Annotated in this window: 6 protein-coding genes; 4 read left to right on the top strand and 2 right to left on the bottom strand. The window is 61.8% G+C overall.

What is annotated here, in order from left to right:
* The first annotated feature begins 74 nt into the window (after positions 1–74).
* The 4 genes from pvdO to ACA070_RS21020 all read left to right on the top strand — a co-directional run bounded on the left by pvdO (position 75) and on the right by ACA070_RS21020 (position 8047).
* Positions 75–953 (top strand): dihydropyoverdine dehydrogenase, encoded by an 879-nt coding sequence (gene pvdO, locus ACA070_RS21005; protein ID WP_497448184.1) that lies wholly within the window; start codon positions 75–77, stop codon positions 951–953.
* A gap of 187 nt (positions 954–1140) precedes the next feature.
* Positions 1141–3606, top strand: a complete 2466-nt coding sequence (locus ACA070_RS21010; protein ID WP_497448185.1) for a TonB-dependent siderophore receptor — start codon at positions 1141–1143, stop codon at positions 3604–3606.
* 206 nt (positions 3607–3812) lie between these two features.
* Entirely contained in the window at positions 3813–5462 is a 1650-nt protein-coding gene (locus tag ACA070_RS21015) for a cyclic peptide export ABC transporter (protein ID WP_497448186.1), read from the top strand.
* Between the two features lie 164 nt (positions 5463–5626).
* Complete coding sequence (locus tag ACA070_RS21020; RefSeq protein ID WP_497448187.1) at positions 5627–8047, top strand: TonB-dependent siderophore receptor; 2421 nt, start codon at positions 5627–5629, stop codon at positions 8045–8047.
* Positions 8048–8188: 141 nt separating this feature from the next.
* Here ACA070_RS21020 and ACA070_RS21025 read toward each other — a convergent pair whose 3' ends face one another.
* On the bottom strand, positions 8189–9142 hold the full coding sequence (locus ACA070_RS21025) for an alpha/beta hydrolase (RefSeq protein ID WP_497448188.1): 954 nt from the start codon (positions 9140–9142) through the stop codon (positions 8189–8191).
* Positions 9143–9208: 66 nt separating this feature from the next.
* Positions 9209–22843, bottom strand: coding sequence for a non-ribosomal peptide synthase/polyketide synthase (locus ACA070_RS21030; RefSeq protein ID WP_497448189.1), 13635 nt, complete (start codon positions 22841–22843; stop codon positions 9209–9211).
* Between the last annotated feature and the right edge of the window lie 4 nt (positions 22844–22847).

Here is a 22847-nt window from a genome sequence, read left to right on the forward strand (position 1 = left end):
CCGCTTCGCTGCCCAGCGGGAGCAAGCTCCCTCGCCACAGGGACACCCCGTTTTCTTTTAAATTGAGATGACGCATGAACCGAGATCTATTGACCGTGCCGCTCAAGGCACTCGCCCTGACCGCCCTCATCGCCGGCCTCCTGCCGACCGCCGCCCAGGCAGCCGCCGCCCCGCAACCCGGCAAAGTGTTCAAGGACTGCCGCGATTGCCCGGAAATGGTCGTGTTGCCGGCCGGCACCTTCACCATGGGCACGCCGGACGATGAAGTCGGTCGCGAGCCCGACGAAGGTCCGATGCACGAAGTGACCTTCGCCAAGCCATTCGCCATGAGCCGTTTCCAGGTCACCGCCGGAGAATGGGACAGTTACGTGCGCGAGAGCGGCGTGACCATCGCCAACGGCGATACCCGGCCGGGTCGCGAGTGCGTCGCCAGCAAACCGCGTTATCCGCAGGGCCCGCGCCAGCCGGCGGTGTGCATGAACTTCGATGACGTGAAGAATTACGTCGCCTGGCTCTCGAAAAAAACCGGGCAGAAGTACCACATGGTCAGCGAAGCCCAACGCGAATATGCCGCTCGCGGCGGCACCAAAGGACCGTTCCCCTTCCCGTTCGATGAAGGCAAGGAATACAGCATCAGCAAACACGCCAACACTTACGGCCCGGCGGACGGCTACAGCTACAGCTCGCCGGTCGGCAGCTATCCGCCGAATGCGTTCGGCATGTATGACATGCACGGCAATGTCTACGAGTGGGTCGAAGACTGCGAGCACCCGGACTACGTTGGCGCCCCCACCGATGGTAGCGCGTGGGTAGAAGCCAACTGCGAAGGGGTGCGCATCCGTGGTAACGACTGGGGCGAAGCGCCGGTGTTCTCCCGCTCCGGTAACCGCAACAGCCAGTACCCGCAAGAGCGTGGCGACTGGATGGGGTTCCGTATCGTGCGTGATCTCTAACCCTACACTTTCGTGCATCACCAAAATTCCCTGTGGGAGCGAGCCTGCTCGCTCCCACAGGGTTCACTTTTTACCCTGCGAAAATTTATATGACGGGCTTCTTTCCGGTTTTCTACTCGCGCCGCGTCTAAAAACAATTCTTATTAACAAAACTCTGCACAACACTTTTCAGGAACTCAGGCAAGTCATGCGACCTCAACCACGCCGCACACCTCTCGCGTTGGCCGTACAGCGCCCGACATTGCATCGCACCCTGTTCACCAGCGTACTGCTGACCGCCACCTTGCTGGGGAGCTCGATGGCCAATGCTGCACCTGTAAAAGTGAATATTGCCGGGCAGCCGCTTTCCAACGCGCTGACCGAGTTGGGCATGCAAACCAACCTGCAGATCCTCTACAGCCCGGATCAGGTTGCGGGTATCAATTCCCGTGCAGTGTCCGGTTCGCTGGAGCCGTCCGAGGCCTTGAGCGTCTTGCTCAAAGGCACCGGCATTTCGTTCCAGATCAATGGCAACAGCGTCACCCTGGTATCCGGCGGCGGTTCGGGCCTGCAACTGGGTGCGACCACGATTTCCGGCCAGGCCCTGGGCCTGACCACTGAAGACACCCACTCCTACACCACTGGTGCCACCACCACCGCGACCAAGCTGCCGCTGAGCCTTCGCGAAACGCCGCAATCGGTGACTGTGGTGACCCGTCAGCAAATGGACGATCGCGGTGCACAGAGCGTCGGCGACGCGTTGCGTAACACGCCTGGCGTTACCACACAGAAGTACGACAGTGACCGTACCGAGTTTTCCGCCCGTGGCCAGGCCATCACCAACTTTCAGTACGATGGTGTCAACACCCTCTACGACGGTGTGTACGGTGAAAACCCGAACAACAGCGACGACTCGGCCAGCCTGGACCACATCGAAGTCATCAAGGGCGCTACCGGCCTGATGACCGGCACCGGCGACCCGTCCGCCACCGTCAACCTGATCCGCAAGAAACCGACCAAGGACTTCAAGGCCTCGGTCAGCGCCACCGCCGGCCGCTGGGACAAATACCGGGCTGAAGGTGACATTTCCGGTTCGCTGACCGATTCCGGCAACGTCCGCGGTCGCTTCGTGACCACCTATCAGGATGCCAACTCGTACCTGGATCACTACAGCCAGAAGAAGGACCTGTTTTACGGCGTCCTCGAAGCCGACCTGACCGACGACACCCTGCTGACCTTCGGCATCGACAAGTCCAGTGCGACCCCGCGCGGTTCGTCGTGGACCGGTAACCCGACGTACTTCGCCGATGGCGGCCGTACCGAGTTCCCGCGTCACTTCAACCCGGCTGCCGACTGGAGCCGTCGCGACTTCGACAGCACCACCTACTTCGCATCGCTGGAACAAGCGCTGGCCAATGACTGGAAGCTCAAAGTCAGCCTGGACCAGAAAACCACCGATCACGACACTCAACTGGCCTCGGCCAGCGGCGGTAACCCGAACCGCGCCACCGGTGAAGGCATGTTCATGTACTGGGGTCGCTGGGAAGGCCATCGCGTGCAGAACACCGCTGACGTGAACGTCTCCGGTCCGTTCAGCCTGGGCGGTCGTGAGCACGAACTGGTCGCCGGTGTCATGGCATCCCACTCGCGTCAGACTGGCGCGACTTACGACAGCAGCGCGTCCGGCCAAGTGCCAGGCAGCATCTATGACTGGAACGGCGAGTTGCCGAAACAGGAATTCCCGAAGAACGGCAAATACGAACGCACCCAGAGCCAGAATGGCGTTTACCTGGCCACGCGCCTGCGTCCGACCGACGACCTGTCGTTCATCCTCGGCACCCGTCTGAGCACCTTCAAGTACAACGAAGACTACAGCTACAACCCGGGTGCCGGTCAGACCGACACTCACGCCAGCTACAAGGAACATGGCGTCGTCACCCCTTACGCCGGTGTGGTTTACGACCTGAACGACACGTACTCCGCGTACGCCAGCTACACCAATGTCTACCAGCCGCAAATCAACAAGGACGCCAACGGTTCCACCCTGGAACCGGTTGAAGGCAACGCTTACGAGACCGGTCTGAAAGCGGCCTACTTCGAAGGCAAGCTGAACGCCAGCCTGGCCTTCTTCCGCATCGAGCAGGAAAACGTCGCAGAATCGATCGGCACCAACCCGGTCACCAACGAAGGCATCTACAAAGCCATCGACGGCGCGACCACCAAGGGGGTGGAACTGGAACTGGCCGGTGAACTGGCCGAGGGCTGGAACCTGTCCGCCGGCTACACCTACGCCCGTACCCGTGACCAGGACGAGCAACGGATCTTCGGCTACCCGCTGTCCACCACCCGTCCTGAACACGTCGTGCGTACCTTCACTACTTACCGTTTGCCTGGCGTGATGAACAAGTTCACCGTCGGCGGCGGCGTGAGCTGGCAGAGCGCGTTCTACGGCAAGATCTACAGCGCCAACGTGGGCGACTACACCCAGATCAAGCAAGGTGGCTACACCCTCGTGGACCTGATGACCCGTTACCAGTTCGACGATCACCTGAGCTTCACGGTCAATGCCAACAACGTCTTCGACAAGAACTATCTGACGGGCCTGGGCAACTTCGATACCACGTTCTACGGCGAGCCGCGCAACGTGCAGGTCACCGCGAAGTATGACTTCTGAGTCGTGAGCTGAAATGAAAAATGCCCGCGTCTTGAGATGCGGGCTTTTTTTTCGCCAGAGATTTGTGGTGAGTCTGAGGCCGCCATCGCGAGCAAGCTCGCTCCCACAGGTTCATGGGTTGCCGTCAGTCGCCAGCCAGTTAAATTAACCCTTCGATCAGACGTTCTACTGGGTATCTGCCTTTATACCCAAGGAACTGTCCTCTCATGATCCAGCCTACGCGCGGTGCAATTCATGAATTGTTCACCCTACTCAAACCCTTCCGGCTCGTCGTCGCGATCTCCGTTATCCTGGGCATGGTCGGCGGCCTGAGTGTCACCGTGCTGCTGGCGACCATCAACAATGCCCTTCATTCGGACACCGGCCTGACCCAGGGCGTCGTCGCACTGTTCGGCGGTCTGTGTCTGGTGGCGCTGCTGAGTTCGATCTGCTCGGACATTGGCACCAACTACGTCGGCCAGCACATCATCGCCACCCTGCGTAAGCAGCTGGGCGAAAAAGTGCTATCGGCGCCGATCGAACAGATCGAACGCTACCGTAGCCATCGCCTGATTCCGGTATTGACCCACGACGTCGACACCATCAGCGATTTCGCCTTTGCCTTCGCCCCGCTGGCCATTTCCATGACCGTGACCCTGGGTTGCATGGGCTATCTGGCGATGCTGTCGTGGCCGATGTTTCTGATCATGGTCGTGGCAATCATCATCGGCACCGGCATTCAATACTTCGCCCAGAGCCTCGGCATCAAGGGCTTCTTCGCCGCCCGCGAAGCCGAAGACGAATTGCAAAAGCACTACAACGCCATTGCCGAAGGCGCCAAGGAACTGCGCATTCACCGCCCACGCCGCCAGCGCATGTTCAACGCGGGTATCAAGGGTACGGCCGACTTCATCTGCAAAACCCAGATCAAATCGATTAATACGTTCGTCATTGCCAAGACCTTCGGCTCGATGCTGTTCTTCGTTGTCATCGGCCTGGCACTGGCCCTGCAATCGTTCTGGCCGAGCGCTGACAAATCGGTGATGAGCGGTTTTGTCCTGGTGCTGCTGTACATGAAAGGGCCACTGGAACATCTGGTCGGCACATTGCCGATTGTCAGTCGTGCGCAGATCGCCTTCCGCCGCATTGCCGAACTGTCCGAGCAATTCTCGTCGCCGGAACCGCACCTGCTACTCAGCGACCAGGGTAAAAAAGCGTCGCCGGTGCACAGCCTGGAACTCAACGATGTGCGTTACACCTTCCCTGCCGCACCGGGCAGCAACGCCTTTTCCCTGGGGCCGGTCAACCTGAAGATCGAACAGGGCGACATCATCTTCATCGTCGGCGAGAACGGTTGCGGCAAGACCACCCTGATCAAATTGCTGCTGGGACTTTACCCGCCGCAGCAAGGGGAAATCCGCCTCAACGGGGAGATCATCAGCGCCGTCAACCGCGACGATTACCGTCAGTTGTTCACCACGATCTTTGCCGACTACTACCTGTTCGACGACGTGGTGCAGGGCGACACGCACATTCCCGAAGACGCGAACAAATATCTGCAACGCCTGGAAATTGCCCACAAGGTCAGCGTCCAGGACGGCAGCTTCACCACGACTGACCTTTCGACCGGCCAGCGCAAGCGGCTGGCGCTGGTCAACGCCTGGCTGGAAGAACGGCCGGTGCTGGTGTTCGACGAATGGGCGGCCGACCAGGACCCGACATTCCGGCGGATTTTCTACACCGAGCTGCTTCCAGACCTCAAGCGCCTGGGCAAGACGATCATCGTGATCTCTCACGACGACCGTTATTTCGACGTGGCTGACCAGTTGGTGCGCATGGAAGCCGGACAAGTAATGACGGCCCTCAACCCAGCCTGATACGACCCCGCAGCGCGTTTAATCAAGGCAAAAACGGTCCCGCACGCTCGCGATAGCAAATAAGTTCGCGGTTTGCGGGATTTTTTTCCGGTTTTTCTGCGGTGTTGCGTCTAATTATCATTAACTATTAAAACTGCACACGTACTTCAGGAGCATTCCGAGCGATGCAAAGCTTAACGTTGTCCCGCGCACCTCTGGCATTGGCCGTCTCCCGACAGAATCCCCGCCGCACCATATTGTCCGGCGCCCTGCTGACCCTGCTGTTGCTGGGCACCACACAGGTACAAGCGACCCCGGTCGATGTGAATGTACCGGCGCAGCCGCTGCCCAGCGCACTGCAGCAATTGGGGCAACAAGCCAACCTGCAGATTCTCTACAGCCCGGAGACGTTGTCGGGCCTGAAATCGAGCGCGGTGTCCGGTCACCTGGAACCGGAACAGGCGCTTAATAACTTGCTGCTGGGGAGCGGCATCACATTCCAGATGACCGGCAACACGGTCTCGCTGATTCCGCCGGCAGGTACCGGCAGCGCGCTGGAACTCGGCGCGGTATCGATTTCCGGCAAGGCGCCGGGTTCGACCACCGAAGGCACCGGGCTCTACACCACGTACTCGTCCAGTAGTTCGACGCGTCTGAACCTGACCCCCAAAGAAACACCACAGTCGCTGACCGTCATGACCCGCCAGCGTCTGGACGACCAGCACCTGACCAACCTCAGCGACACCCTTGACGCCACTCCCGGCATCATCGTGTTGCGCGACGGCCAGGGTGCCGAATCCGACGGTTACTTCTCCCGTGGTTTCGAGATTCAGAACTTCGAAATCGACGGCGTCCCCACCGTCAAGCGCATGGACAACTACACCCAGAGCATGGCCATGTACGACCGCGTTGAAGTCGTGCGCGGTGCCACCGGCCTGATCAGTGGCATGGGCAGCCCATCGGCGACCATCAACCTGATCCGCAAACGCCCGACGGCCGAAGCCCAGGCGAGCATCACCGGTGAAGCCGGCAACTGGGATCGCTACGGCAGCGGCTTCGACGTCTCCGGCCCGCTGAACGAAACCGGCAACATCCGCGGCCGCCTGGTCGCCGACTTCAAGACCGAGCAATCCTGGATCGACCGTTACAAACAGGATTCGCAACTGGTCTATGGCATCACCGAGTTCGACCTGAGCGAAAGCACCCTGCTGACCATGGGTTTCAGCTACCAGCAAACCGACGTTGACTCGCCGATGCGTTCCGGTCTGCCAACCCGTTTCACCGACGGCTCGCGCACCAACCTCAAGCGTTCGCTGAACTCGGCACAGACCTGGTCCTATAACGACCACGAACAGACGAGCTACTTCACCTCGATCGAACACCAGTTCGACAACGGCTGGAGCGGCAAGGTCGAGTTCACTCACTCCGAGAACAAATTCGACGAGGTGTTCAACTACGTCAACGGCGGCCTCAACCCCGACGGCAGTGGCACCACGCAGTTGCCGGTTCGCTTCTCCGGCACACCACGTCAGAACAACCTCGACGCCTACCTCACCGGGCCGTTCAGCCTGCTGGGGCGCGAGCACGAGCTGATCGCCGGTGTGACGCTGTCCAACTACTACGAAAACGTGCCGAGCTACGGTGGCTGGAAATATGACTATTCGGGCTCCCCGGCCGGCGCCATCGACAATCTGTTGAACTGGAACGGCGACTCGGTCAAACCGGACTTCGCTGTCACCGGCAAATCCACCACCGACGAAACCCAGTACGCGGCCTATCTGGCCACCCGTCTGCACGTCACCGACGACCTGAGCGTGCTGTTGGGTAGCCGTGTCATCGACTGGCATCGCGACATTGAAGACAAGCCATACAATGCGGCAGAGACCAAAACCGAAGAGTCCGAAACCGGCGTGTTCATCCCGTACACCGGCGTGGTTTATGACCTGAACGACACCTGGTCGCTGTACGCCAGCTACACCAAAATCTTCAACCCGCAATCGTCCTGGGTTCGCGATATCAACAACAAACCCCTGGACCCGATGGAAGGCACCGGCTACGAGGTCGGGGTCAAGGGCAGTCACTTCGACGGCAAGTTGAACTCCAGCCTCGCGCTGTTCAAGCTTGAACAAGACAACCTGGCCATCTGGATCGATACCCCTGGCGGCAACACCTACAAGTCCGAGCAAGGCACCACCACCAAAGGTGTCGAGTTCACGCTTGACGGTGAACTGGCCGAAGGCTGGCAGGCGTCTGCCGGCTATGCCTACGCCGTCAGCACCGATTCCGATGACCAGCGCATCGTCACGACCCTGCCCCGTCACAGCCTCAAGACGTTCACCAGCTATCGCCTGCCTGGCGTGCTGGACAAGGTCACCCTCGGAGGTGGCGTGAACTGGCAGAGCAAGACGGGTGCCGACCTGCACACCTTCACCCAGGGCAGCTACGCCGTTACCAACCTGCTGGCCCGTTACGACATCAGCAAAAACCTGAGTGCCTCGGTCAACCTGAACAACGTGTTCGACCGCGAGTACCTGAGCTACGCCGGCGACCACGGCATGTACGGCGCACCGCGCAACATCATGACGGGCTTCAAGTACAACTTCTGATTTAACAGGCGTAACAAAAAAGCGCACCGGCAAAACCGGTGCGCTTTTTTTATGGGTGAAGGTTTTGTAAGGCCGTACGGCTAATACAAAAAAGGTCACCCAGCCACACTCCTGCGGCTTGGTGACCTGCAATCCTTTTTTTCAGGCAACTACCGGATACATCCCCCCTCGCAACACCCCAACCAACACCTGATAGATCTCCTCAACTTCCTCGGTCACCATGCGCATCCGTAAAAAGTCATGCACATGCCCCCCAAACTCACGACACTCCACCAGCCCATTCACCCCAGCCAGACGCTCGGCGTAAGCCCGTCCCTCGTCCACCAGCGGATCGAAGCCCGCCAGCGCCACATAGGCAGGCGCCACGTCCTTGAGGTCGGGACACAACAGGGGCGAGAAGCGCCAGTCGCTGCGATCCTCGATGCTGCGCGCGTAATGCTGGCAAAACCATTCCAGGGTATCGCTTTCCAGCAGGTAACCCTCGCCCAGCAGGTCCATGGATTCGTGTCGCTGCGAAGCATCGGTCACCGGATAGCACAACAATTGAAGGCACGGTTTCAACGCATCCGGTTCGCGCGCCTCGAGTGCCAACACCGTCGCCAGGGTGGCGCCGACGCTGTCACCGCCGAACACCAGACGCGAAAGGTCGAGGCCAAACTCGCCGGCCTGGCTGCGCAACCAGTCCAGCGCGTCGGCGCAGTCGTGCAGCGCCGTGGGGAATTTATGCTCGGGTGCGCAGCGGTAGCCCACCGACAACACCGCACACGGGGTACGCGCGCAAAACTCACGGCAGATGCCGTCGTGGGAGTCGAGGCTGCCGACCACAAAGCCACCACCGTGCAAGAACAGCAGCACGGGTAGCGCGGTGGTGCGTTGCAACGGACGGTACACGCGCAAGGCCAGGACACTGCCGTCACGGGCGGTGTGCTGCACCTCGCTCACTTCGACGTCAGGTGCTGCCCAGCGCATCTGTTGCGAGGACTGTTCGAACGCGTGCCGCGCCTGCTCGGGCGTCGAGCGGTGGAAAGCCATGGCGCCGTCCTGATTGTCTTCGATCAGATCGAGAAACGCGGCCACTTCAGAATTCAATGACATGAATGACATCCCGGGTCGATGCTCATCAAGAGCGACCGACCCTTTGAGTAAAGGTTGAGAAGTCGACTACACCGCCGCCTCTTGCAGACAATGTTCGACCAGCGCTTCCAGCTCCGCCTGATAGTGCTGCATCAAGGTTTCGATGGTGCTCGGGCGATAACGTCGGGTGCTGTAGATGCAGCGCATCGACAACTTGCCGTCGAACACCTGGCCGACCACTTCCAGCCAGTTGCCCAGCCCGGCTTCGAGGCTGTAGGTATCGCCGATTCCCTCTTCAGCCGGCATCAGCATCGCCTGCTCATCGAAGGTCTGGTCGAACTGCCCCAGGTAGTTGAAGGTCAGCCGCGCCTGAGGCAATGCCGCCAGTTGCGCCTGCACGGGATCCTCGGCCATGTAGCGCAATGCGCCGTAGCCGACACCTTTGTTCGGCACCCCCGCCAGCTGATCCCGGACGGCGACGATGGAGGCACCGAAATTCTGCTCTGCCACCGGGGCAAGACGCACCGGGAACATGCTGGTGAACCAGCCCAGGGTGCGACTCAAGTCCAGGCCTTCGACCAGATCCTCACGGCCGTGCCCTTCGAGTTGCACCAGCACCGAAGACGCTTCACTCCAGCGGCACAACACACGGCTCAGGGCCGTCAGCAACAGGTCGTTGATTTGCGTGCCGTAGACCGCAGGTGCCTGTTTGAGCAGTTGCCCGGTGCGTATTGCGTCCAGGCCCATGAAGGTCTCTTCGCGGTAACGCACCTGGTTTTTGCCCCGCGGGTTGTCGCACGGCAAGTCCTGACCCGGTTGATCGAGCTGTTCCAGCCAATAACCCAGCTCGCTGTCGACCAGCATCGGCACCTGCGCCGCCAGGCCATCGGCCCAGGCACGATAGCTGCTGGTGCGCACATCCAGCACCGGCTCACGGTTCTGGCTGAAGGCTTCGTAACTGAGTTGCAAGTCCTGCAACAGCACACGCCAGGACACCGCATCGATAACCAGGTGATGAACCACCAGCAGCAAGCGCACCTCGCCGTCCGGCAGGCTCACCAGCATGGCTCGCAACAACGGACCTTCAGCCAGGTTCAAACTGCGTTGCGCCTCATTGGTCAGCGCCTCCAGTTGCGCGACGTCACTGACTTCACGTTGCCACAGCAACGGATTCTGCTCGGCCAGACGCAAGCTGTCCTGCACCGATTGGTAGTGCTGGAACCAGCGACCGCCATCCTGGAAGAAGCGCAAGCGCAGGGAGTCGTGCTGCTCCAGCATCCGCTGCAGCGTGCGCTCCAGTGCCAGAGCGTTGAGCCCTTGGCGGGCGCGCAACATCATGGCCTGGTTGAAATGATGCGGTTCGCTCATCTTCTCGTCGAAGAACCACGCCTGAATCGGAATCAGGCCAAAGGCACCGGCCTGTGCCACATGGGTGGTATCCGGCGCCAGGCCAGCCTGGGCGACCACGTGCTGATCGAACAGATTGCCAATGGTCTGGAAGCGCATCAGGTCACGCAGCTTGATGTCCAGTTTCAACTCAGGGTGGTTACGCGCCTTGGAGATCACCTGCAGGCTGAGAATCGAATCACCACCCAACTCGAAGAAGTTGTCGCTGATCCCTACTTGCTCCACTTGCAGGACGTCGGCCCAGATCTGCGCCAGCAACGCCTCTTCAGCGGTGCGCGGCGCCACGTAATGCTCGGCCTGGAATTCGGGTTCCGGCAGGGCTTTGCGATCAAGTTTGCCGTTCGGTGAAATCGGCATCCGCGCCAGACAGATCACCTGCAGTGGCACCATGTATTCCGGCAACTGCGCCCGCAGCGCGGACTTGAGGCGATCACCGGCATCGTCTTGCGCACTGACCACGTAGCCGATCAGCTGCTTGCCGGAAACGCCGTCACGGGCAATCACCACGGCATCGCTGACGCCGTCCTGGGCCCGCAAGCAGGCCTCGATTTCACCCAGTTCGATACGAAAGCCACGGACCTTGACCTGATGGTCGACACGCCCGACGTAATCGAGGATGCCATCGGCGCGCAAACGCACCAGGTCGCCACTGCGATACAGCCGGCTACCCGGCTCGCCGAATGGGTCCGGCACGAAGCGCTCGGCGGTGATCGACGGGCGACCGTGATAACCCCGGGCAACCCCGTAACCGCCAATGTGCAATTGCCCGGACAAGCCTTCCGGCAACGGATTGAGATCATCGTCCAGAACCCACAACGAACGCTGACCGACCACCCTTCCGATCGGCGCATAAGCCGCCGCACACGCTTCATCGTTGGCCGCCTTCCAGAGCATCGGCGTGACCACCGTTTCTGTCGGGCCGTAACCATTGGTGATGTATTGCGGACGCAGTACCCGGCGTACTTGCGCCAGCGTCTGCTCCGGCACGGCGTCCCCGCCCAGGCAATAAATACGCACCTTTGGCGCGCTCATGCCGCTGCCTTCAACGTATTCGGCCACCTGTTTGAGATAGGCCGGCGGGAAGCAGGCGATATCGATCGACAGGCTCTGCAACGCCTGACTGGTCTGCTCCGGCGTCCACAGTTCATTGTCGCGCAGCACCAGCGTGCCACCGAACGCCAGCGTGGTAAGCCAACGCTCGTGGGCCCCGTCGAAGGCGAACGACATGAAATGCAATTCGCGGGTCGTGTGGTCCATCTCATACAGCTCGCGGATCGCCTGGCAATGCATGCTCAGCGGTCCATGGGTCACCGCCACGCCTTTGGGCACACCGGTGGAGCCGGAGGTGTAAATCAGATACGCCAGGCTTTCTTCCCACATCTGTACCGCCGGCACACTGTCGGGGTATTGATTACCGTCGAAATGGTCCAGGTCCAGCAGCGGCAGTTCGGCCGGCAGTGGCAGGCGCGAAGCGGCGGCGCCACGGCTGATCATCTGGGTCATGCCGGAGTCTTCGATCATGAAAGCCAGACGTTCGCTCGGGTAATCGATGTCCAGCGGCACATAGGCCGCGCCGCTTTTGAGTACCGCAAGCAACGCCACCAACATGTCGAGCGAACGCTCCAGCGCCACACCGATCACCACTTCAGGACCGGCACCGGTGGCCATCAGGTGATGGGCCAGTTGATTGGAACGACGCTCCAGGTCGGCGTAGCTCAGGACCTGCCCGGCACACTCTGCCGCCACTGCGTGCGGACGCGGGACCACGTGCGCAGCGATCAATGCCGGCAGCAGCTCACGACGATGGACCGCTTGCGGTTCCCCACCCCACTGTTGCAGCGCCTGCCATTGCTGCGGCGCCAGGCGTTGCAGATTACCGAGCCGTTCAAGCGGCGCATCGAGCATCGCTTGCAGGGTCATCTCCATGGTCTGGCGAATCCGCTCGACCGCTTCGACACTGAAACGATCCCGCAGGAACAGGTACTCGATCGACAGTTCTTCGCCGAGGTGTACCGCCAGGTCCATCGGGAAGTTGGTCACGTCGTGGCTGGCCGAGGCGCCGAAACGCAGCCCGCCTTGAGCCTGTTCCAGACGTTGGTCGATCGGGTAGTTTTCGAACACGATGATGCTGTCGAACAACGGCTGCCCGCCCTGCCCGGACCAACGCTGGATATCCGCCAGCGGCGCGTGGGCGTGCTCGCGCAGGTCAAGGTTGTAGGCTTGCAAGCCGCCCAGCCAGTCATTCAGGCGTTGGGCCGGTTGCAGGGTCTGGATCACCGGCAAGGTGTTGATAAACAACCCGAGCATGCTGCCGGCATTCGGTAAACCTTCCGGACGCCCGGCCACCGTCGCACCAAACGCCACGCTGTGCTGACCGGTGTAGCGCTGCAACACCAGCAGCCACGCGCCTTGAATCAGCGTGTTGGCCGTGATGCCCTGGGCGCGGCAATGCTGTTGCAGCGTCGCGGTCTGTTGCGCATTCCATTGGGTGTACAGGGCTTGGTGCCCATACTCCGTGGAGTCATGACGCGGGTGCATGGCCTGACTGAGCGCCGTCGGTTCGGCCAGGGTCTGCAGGTGGCCTTTCCAGAATTGCTCCAGGCGCCCCTGATCCTGATCCTGCAACCACGCAATGAAGTCACGATAGCGTCCGCTCTCACCTTCCACCTGCCCGGTGGCGTAATGCTGCAGCACTTCACCGAACAGCTGCGAACTGCTCCAGCCGTCCATGAGGATGTGGTGGCTGGTCCAGATCAACTGATACTGATCGGCTCCGGTGAGCACCAGCCGCGTGCGTTGCAGCGGCATGCGGTTCAGTTCGAAACCCTTGACCCGCTCCAGACGCGCGAACTCGGCCAGTCGGGCTTCATCCATCGGGCCGTCGACCGCTTGCAGATCAACCACCCCCTGACGATGCACCACCTGCACCGGCGAGGCCTGGCCATCCTGCCAATGGAACGAAGTGCGCAGGATCTCGTGACGCTGCACCACGCATTCCCATGCCGCGCGAAAGCGCTCGATGTCGAGGCCTTCCACCGACAAGTTCAGCTGATTGACGTACAGGTCGTTGCCATCGTCGGACAGGGTGTGGAACAGCATCCCCTGTTGCATCGGCGACAACGGGTAAACGTCTTCGATCTCCCGCACCGGCACCGGCAAACTGTCCAGACGGGCCTGGCTCAATGCCGCCAACGGGAAGTCCGACGGAGTCAGTCCATGGCTGTCCGGCGCCAGGCAATGCTCGATCAGCAACGTCAGTTCCCGAGCGTAATCGTCGGCCAGCGCCTGCACGGTGGCGGTGTCGAACATCTGTTGGCTGAACGTCCAGGACAGGCTCAACTCACCGCCATACACCTGACCGTTGAGGGTCAGCCAGTTGCCCAGCGGGGCGAGCTCACTGAGTTCGGCGCCGGCACTTTCACTGGCCGGAACGAACAACGCGGCCTCGTCGAACTGGCTGTCGAACTGGCCCAGGTAGTTGAAGGTGATCCGCGGCATGGGCAGCGCGGCCAGTTGCTGACGCGCCGACTCGTTGCCCAGGTAACGCAAGGCGCCGAAGCCAATGCCTTTGTTGGGGATCGCCCGCAGTTGTTCCTTGATCTGCTTGATCGAGTCATCGACCGTCGCTGACGGCGTCAAGCGTACCGGGAACAGGCTGGTGAACCAGCCCAGGGTGCGGCTCAGATCCACCGCGTCGAACAGGTCTTCACGACCGTGACCTTCGAGCTGGATCAGAGTCGAGGCATCACCGGTCCAGCGGCAGATGACCCGCGCCAACGCGGTCAACAGCAGGTCGTTGACCTGGGTGCGATAAGCCGCTGGCGCCTGTTGCAGCAACTGGCCGGTCAGGGCTTTGTCGAGTCGGGTCTGCACACTGTGCGCGTAGCGGTTTTGCAGGCTGGCGTCAGGACGTTCGCAAGGCAACGCCGGTGCGGCACCTTGCAGTTGTTCAGACCAAAGCGCGAGTTCAGCATCCAGGGTGCCAGCGTATTGCTGCAGGTGTTCGCCCCAGGTCTTGAACGCGCTGGTCTTGGCCGGCAAGGCAATCGAGCGGCCGGCCTGGACCTGGGTGAACGCGGTTTGCAGGTCTTCGAGCAACACGCGCCAGGACACGCCATCGACCACCAAATGATGCACCACCAGCAAAAAGCGCTGGCTGTTGTCCGGTAAATCGAGCAACACACCGCGCAGCAGCGGACCGTTTTGCAGGTTCAGGCTGCGCTGGGCTTGCTGGCAGCTGGCTTCAAGCTCGCCGGCATCGGCCAACACCCTTTGCCACAACAATCTTTGACCGGCCTCCAGCGGCTGGTGACGGGCGGTCCAGCCCGACGCCGACTCGTTGAAGCAAAGACGCAGTGCATCGTGATGCTGCACCAAGGCCTGTAGCACTTGCTCGACGGTATCGGCGTGCAACTGAATGGACGGTTTGAGCAGCAGCGACTGGTTCCAGTGATGACGCTCGGGAATGTCGCCGGCAAAGAACAGCTGCTGTAAAGGCAACAACAGGGCTTCGCCGCTGACCGGACCTTGATCAATCGTCAGCGCGGAACTGCCCAGTTGCGCTACAGCGGCCAGGGCCTGCACGGTCTGGTGCTGGAAAAGATCCTTGGGCGTGAATTGGATACCCGCTTGACGGGCACGACCGACCACTTGAATCGAGATGATCGAATCACCGCCCAATTCAAAGAAGTTATCCGTCGAACTGACGCGCTCCAGGCGCAGCACATCGGCCCAGATCGCGGCGATGCGCTGTTCCATGTCGGTGCGTGGCGCCACGTAGCTGTGTTGCGTCAGGTTGGCATCCGGCTTTGGCAATGCCTTGCGATCCAGCTTGCCATTGGGCGTCAACGGCAACTGCGCCAGCAGCATCAGATGCGCCGGCACCATGTGGGCCGGCAGGCTGTCCTTGAGCCGGCTCCTGACGTCGTCACGCCACGCGACTTGCAGATGCTCTGCAAGCGGTTGCGTCGGCACCAGATAGGCAGCCAATTGTTTGCCGCTCGGCCCGGCATGCGCCAGCACCACCGCTTCGCGGACGGCGGCAAGCACCAGCAAGCGTGCTTCGATCTCACCCAGCTCGATGCGGAAACCACGGATTTTCACCTGGTTATCCACGCGACCTTGATAGTCGAACACGCCGTCCTTACGCTCGCGCACCAGGTCGCCGCTGCGGTACAGCCGCGCCCCCGGCGCACCGAACGGGTCCGGGACAAAGCGTTCGGCGGTCATCGCCGGACGGTCCAGATAACCCCGGGCCAGGCCCGTGCCGCCCAGGAACAACTCGCCCATGACGCCTTGAGGCAGTGCGTTCAAATCGTCGCTGAGCACACAGGTACTGCGGTCACCGATGCGCGTGCCGATGGGCGCATAAGCCGCACCGCAAACGTCATTGCGGCCGGCCTTCCAGATCAGCGGCGTGACCACGGTTTCGGTCGGCCCATAGCCATTGATGATGTACTGCGGCGCCAGCGCTGCCCGTGCCCGCTCGAAGCTGTCGTTGGGCACGGCGTCGCCGCCGAAGCAGTAGATACGCACGGCTGGCGGGTTGCCGACGTGCTCGGCGTGTTCAGCCAATTGCTGCAAATACACCGGCGGAAATGCCGCCACGGTCACGCCGTGCTGCTGCATGGCGGTGTAGGTCTGTTCCGGGCTCCAGAGGCTGTCGTCGCGCATCAGCAGGCGCGAACCATGGGTCAACGGCGTCAACCAACGCTCGTGGGCACCGTCGAAAGCGAACGACATGAAGTGCAGTTCGCAATCGTCCGGGGTCATTTCGTAGCGTTGGCCGATGGCCTGGCAATGCATCGCCAGTGGGCCATGGGCGACACACACGCCTTTGGGTTGACCCGTGGAGCCGGAGGTATAAATCACGTACGCGAGGTTTTCGTCGTGAACGCTGGTCTGCGCGGCAGTGCCGGGGAAATCTTCGGTCGACAGTCGATCCAGTTCCAGTGCACGCAAACCATTGCTCAGGGGCAATTGCTGGCTCAACACCGAATCGGTCAGCAACAGTGCGATGCCCGAGTCTTCGATCAGATAAGCCAGACGTTCACGGGGGTAGCTGGCATCCAGCGGCACATAGGCGCCGCCAGCCTTCAGGACAGCCAGCAAGGCCACCAGCATCGAAGGGCTGCGGGGCAACGCCACACCGACTCGAACTTCCGGCCCCACGCCTTCGGCGATCAGCAGGTGCGCAAGTCGGTTGGCCTGGGTGTCCAGCTCGCCAAAGCTGAGCACCTGATCGCCGCACCGAACCGCTTCACGGTGAGGCAGTTGCGCCGCGATCACGCCAATGCGTTGATGCACCGGCAGCGGGTCAGTGCACGGTTGCGGGATATTGCTGGCGTGCAGACGCGCCTGTTCGGCGGCGCTGAGCAGCGTCAGGGCACCAAGGCGCACGCTGGCGGATTGGCAGAATTGTTCCAGCAACGAAGCCAGTTGCGCGTTCAGCCGAACAATCGCCTCCAGGCTGAAATGTTCCCGGGTAAAGCTGTAATGCAGCGACAGCGTCTGACCCAGGTTGACCCCCACGGTCAGCGGGTAGTTGGTCTGCTCTCGGGTGTCCACCGGGCCGAAACTCAGACCCAGCGGCGCGCCCTGCTCCAGCGCTTCGGAAATTGGATAGTTCTCGAACACCAGCAGGTTGTCGAACAGACCATCGCTACCCTGCCCCGACCAGCGTTGAATGTCGGCCAGCGGCGTGTGCTCGAAGTCGCGCAGCGACAGGTTCAACGCCTGCACCGATTGCAGCCACTCGCTGACGGTCAGTTGCGGTTCGGGACGGGCGATCACCGGCAACGTGTTGATGAACAGCCCAACCTGTTGCTCGACGCCCGGCAAGTCGGCCGGACGCCCAGACACCGTGGCGCCGAACGCCACGGTCGACTGGCCGGTGTAGCGTTGCAACAGCAGCAGCCAGGCCGCTTGCACCAGGGTGTTGAGGGTGACTTTCTGCGCCCGGGCGAACTCGCCCAGGCGCAGTGTGGCGGTGGCATCGATCAAGTGCTGATGCTGGTCATGTCCAGTGCCGATGCCCGGCGCCGAGCGGTCCGCCAGGCCTTGAGCCAGGCGTGTCGGCTCATCGAGCCGGGCCAATTGGGCCATCCAGAACTGTTCGCTGGCCTGGCCGTCCTGACATTGCAGCCAAGCGATGTAATCGCTGTAGCGCCCGACTGTCGCGGCCGGTGTCTGGCCGGCATAACGCTGGAGCACCTCGCCCAACAGCTGCGAGTTGCTCCAGCCATCCATGAGAATGTGGTGGCTGGTGTAGAGCAATTCGTGCTGGTCGTCAGCGGTGCGTATCACCACCAGGCGCAACAGCGGCACCCGCGTCAGGTCGAAGGGCTGGTTGCGCTCGGCCTCGGCCAGTGCATCCAGGTTGTCGGCCGGTTGCCCGCGCCAGTCGTAAACGGTGAATGGCAGCTCGGCATGGCGTTCGACAATTTGCAGCGGTCGGGCCTGCTCGCCGCCCCAGACAAACCGCGTGCGCAAGATGTCGTGCGCCTCCAGCGCCGCTTGCCAGGCCTGGCGGAAACGCTCGACATCCAGCCCTTGCACCGCGACGCGCATCTGGTTGATGTACTCGCCCGAATCCTGCTCATACACGCTGTGGAACAGCATGCCCTGCTGCATCGGCGACAGCGGATAAATGTTATCGACACACTGCGGATCGGCGACCAGCGCATCCAGCTGTTGCTGGTTCAACCCTGCCAGCGGGAAGTCTGAAGGCGTGACGCCGCGATGACTGGCATCGCAGCAGTGAGCGATCAGTGCGCTCAGCTCGCTGGCATAGTCGTCGGCCAGGCGCTGAATCGTCGCTGGATCGAACATGTCACGGCTGAATGTCCAGCTCAGGTTGAGCTCGCCGCCATAAACCTTGCCGTTGACGTCCAGCCAGTTGGCCAGCGGTGCCTGCGGGCTCTGCTCGCGACCGGTGCTTTCACTGGCCGGCACGAACAGCGCCGTCTCGTCGAACTGGCTGTCGAACTGCCCCAGGTAGTTGAAGGTGATGCGCGGCACGGGCTGTGCCGCCAGGGTTTCACGGGCCCGGGCATCGCCCAGATAGCGCAAGGCGCCGAAACCGATGCCTTTGTTCGGCACCGCGCGCAGTTGTTCCTTGACCGCTTTGAGCGAGTCGGCCAACGCAGTGGCCGGGGTCAACTTGACCGGGAACAGGCTGGTGAACCAGCCCACGGTGCGGCTCAGATCGATGTCGTCGAACAACTCCTCGCGACCATGGCCCTCAAGTTGAATCAAGGCCGATGCCTGCCCGGTCCAGCGGCAGATGACCCGCGCCAGTGCCGTCAGCAACAGGTCGTTGATTTGTGTGCGATACGCGGCCGGGGCCTGTTGCAGCAACTGACGCGTCAGGTCCGGATCCAGTCGGGTTTCGACACTCAGCGCCTGGGCGTTCTGCAAACCACCGTCCGGGTTGTCGCACGGCAGATCGACGGTGACGCCAGCCAGTTGCTCAGTCCACCAGTGCAGTTCGGGTTGCAAGGCATCGCCGGCATAAGTCTGAAGGTGTTCGGCCCAGGCCTTGAACGGGCTGGTCTTGGCCGCGAGCGAGACCCCCTGACCGCTTTGCAGCTGCTCACAGGCGCGCTGCAAATCTTCCAGCAGCACCCGCCAGGACACGCCATCGACCACCAGGTGATGGATCGCCAGCAACAGGCGCTGACTGCCATCGGCCAACTCCATCAACACCGCGCGCAACAACGGCCCAGTCTCCAGGTTCAAGCTGCCTTGCGCCGCATCGCACACGGCTTCGACTTCACTGGCCTGCTGCAGCGTCACGCATTGCAGCAGCGTTTGGGCATTGCCCGCGCGGTGAGTCGCGGTCCAGCCACCGTCGGTTTGAGTAAAGCTCAGACGCAGGGCATCGTGGTGCAACACCAGCGCCTGCAAGGCCCGCTCAAGGATGGCGGCGTTTACCGCGCCGGCCGGCTTGAGCAACAACGCCTGGTTCCAGCGCTGACGCTCGGGAATCTCGGTGTCGAAAAACCGCTGCTGGAACGGCAACAGCGGCGTGATGCCGGTGATCGGGCCTTGCTCAATGCTCAGGGACGAGTCGCCCACCTGGACAACACGGGCCAGGCCTTGAATGGTCTGGAACTGGAACAAATCCTTTGGCGTGAGGCGCAGGCCCGCCTGACGGGCTCGGCTGACCACTTGAATGGAGATGATCGAGTCGCCGCCCAGCGCAAAAAAGTTGTCGGTCACGCCGACGCGTTCCCCCCCCAATACGCCCTGCCAGATCTCGCATAACTGCTGCTCGATCTCGTTGACAGGGGCCAGGTAGGTTTGCTGCACCAGCGCTGCATCCGGTTTGGGCAGGGCCTTGCGATCCAGCTTGCCATTGGGCGTCAGCGGCAAGGCGTCGAGAAACAGCAAGTGCGCCGGCACCATGTATTCCGGCAAATGTTCGCGTAGCGCCGCTTTGAGCACCTCACTCAAGCGCGCTTGTGCCTCGGCGTCACGGGTGACAACGGTTGGCACGATGTAAGCCACCAATTGCTGACCGCTCGCGCCGTCCTGAGCCAGGACCGCCAACTCACGCACGGCGTCTTGCTGCAACAGCCGCGCTTCGATTTCGCCCAGCTCGATACGGAACCCGCGGACCTTGACCTGATGGTCGATACGCCCGACGTACTGCAAGTTGCCGTCCGCGTGATAACGGGTCAGGTCGCCGGTGCGATAGAACCGCTCGCCCGGTGCGCCAAACGGGTTGGGCAAGTATTTTTCCGCGGTCAGGCCGGGACGCGCCAGGTAACCTCGGGTGATCCCGGCGCCGGCCAGGTACAGCTCGGCTGCGACGCCCTGTGGCACGGGTTGCAACTCGCCGTCGAGGACATAACTGGCGGTGTGCTTGAGTGGCCGGCCGATGCTCGGCTGACCGCCGGCGGTGCGGCGGGTCCAGGTGGAATAGGTGGTGTCTTCCGAAGGGCCGTACAAGTCGTAGACATGCTCGACCGTGGCGCGTGCATACAACGTGTCGACCAGGCTCTGTTTGAGCGGCTCACCGGCCAGGTTGATGATGCGCACGCCGGGTGGAATGTCGCCGCTGCGCTGCAACGCGGCAATGGCCGAGGGCACGGTGTTGATCAGGCGCACTTGATCGCGTGCTGGCAACTGCGCCAGCTCGAGGGCATTGCGGGCAATGATCAGCGACCCGCCATTGGCCAGGGTGACAAACAGCTCCCACACGGACAGGTCGAAACACACCGACGTGGAAGCCAGAACACCCTGGATGTCGTCGCGGCTGTAGACCGATTTCGACCAGTCGATCAGCGCCAGTACGTTGCGATGGGCAATCGCCACGCCCTTGGGTTTGCCGGTGGAACCGGAGGTGTAAATCACATAGGCGAGGTTGTCCGCCTGCACCCGAGTGACCGGCGCCGTCTGCGGAAAACCGGCAAAGTCGGCCTCGGCATTGTCCATCAGCAGCACATCGGTGCCGCTGGCGACCGACAGACTCGCAGCCACCTCACGCTCGGTCAGCAGGCACAAGGCGCGGCTATCTTCCAGCATGTAAGCCACGCGCTCGCCGGGATAGTCCGGGTCCAGCGGCACATACACACCGCCGGCCTTGAGTACGGCGAGCAATGCAATCAGCAGGTTTTCCGAACGCTGCATGGCGACGCCGACCCGCACTTCCGGGCCGACCCCGCGCTCGATCAAGGCATGCGCCAACTGATTGGCCCGGCCTTCGAGGGCGGCGTACGTCAGGTGACGCTCGGCGAACGTCACCGCCCGGGCATCAGGCGTTGCAGCGGCTTGCCGGGCAATGAGCTGGTGAATGCACAGATCGCTGGCGAACGGTTCGTCCGCCCGGTTCCAGTCGCGCAACATCAATTGCTGCTCGGCCCCGTCGAGCATTGGCAATTCACCGACCCGTTGCTGCGCACTGGCCACGATGCCCTTGAGCAACGACTGCCAGTGCCGACCCATGCGCTCGATGGTGGCGGCGTCGAACAAGTCAGTGGCGTAAATCAGCGACGCCCAGACCCCTTCAGGCGACTCATGGGTTTCCAGGGTCAGGTCAAACTGCGCCGTGAGGCTGTCCCAGTTCACGCTCTCGACCGCCAGGCCCGGCAGCTGCATGGCCTGACCGGTCTGTCGGGCACCGCTCTGATGGTTGAACATCACCTGGAACAACGGGCTGCGACTCAGGCTGCGCTCCGGCGCCAAGGCTTCGACCAATTGCTCGAACGGCAGGTCCTGATGCGCCTGCGCCCCCAGGGCCGACTGCTTGGCCTGGGCCAGCAGCGCGCTGAACGTCATGCTGCTGTCGATCGTCGCGCGCAAGACCTGAGTGTTGACGAAGAAGCCGATCAACCCTTCGGTTTCAGCGCGATTGCGGTTGGCAATCGGCACGCCGATACGGATATCGTCTTGACCGCTGTAACGGTGCAACAAGGTCTGGAACGAGGCCAGCAGCAACATGAACAGCGTCACGCCTTCGCGCCGGGCAACCTCCTGCAAGCCTTTGCCCAGTGCGCCTTCAAGCGGCAAGTCGAGTCGTGCGCCCCGGTAACTTTGCACCAGCGGACGCGGATGATCGGTCGGCAACTCCAGCACACCCGGATCGCGGCCCAAGTGTTCGACCCAATAGGCCAACTGACGCTCGCGCTCCCCCGCGTCCATCCAGCTGCGCTGCCACTGTGCGAAGTCGGCGTACTGAATCGGTAACGGCGCCAGCACCGCAGGCGTGCCGCGGGCGAAACCGGCGTACAGTTCAATCAGCTCGCCGACCATCACCTGCATCGACCAGCCATCGGAAACGATGTGATGCTGGACCATCACCAACACGTGATCGTCCTCGGCCAGACGCAGCAAGCGGACTCGCAACAGCGGGTCCTGTTCCAGGTCGAACGGTTGGGCGATTTCAGCCTCGATCAGACCGCGCAGTGCGGCCTCATCGATTGCCGAGTTCACGGCGCGCACCTCAAGCGGCAGCGCAAACGGTGGGTTGATGAGTTGAATGGCCCGGTCCTGATCCCCACGGGCAAAACCGGTGCGCAGGCTTTCGTGACGCTCGATCAGCGTATCGAAGCTGCGTTGCAGCACCGCCATGTCCAACGCTCCGCGCAATCGCAGAGCCGTCGGAATGTGGTAAGCCGCACTGTCCGGTTCCATTTGCCAAAGAAACCACTGCCGCTCCTGAGCATAGGAAAGCAACAGGGGCTCACCGGCAGTGCGCCGAAAAATCGGAGCAATGCCATAGAGGTTAATGCCCTGTTTGCCCAGTAGAATCGCCAGCGCCTTGCGTTTCTCGGGAGAGAGTGCGCCTACCGATTCAATCAACTGCTGCATGCCG

The organism is Pseudomonas sp. LBUM1678, assembly GCF_059695575.1.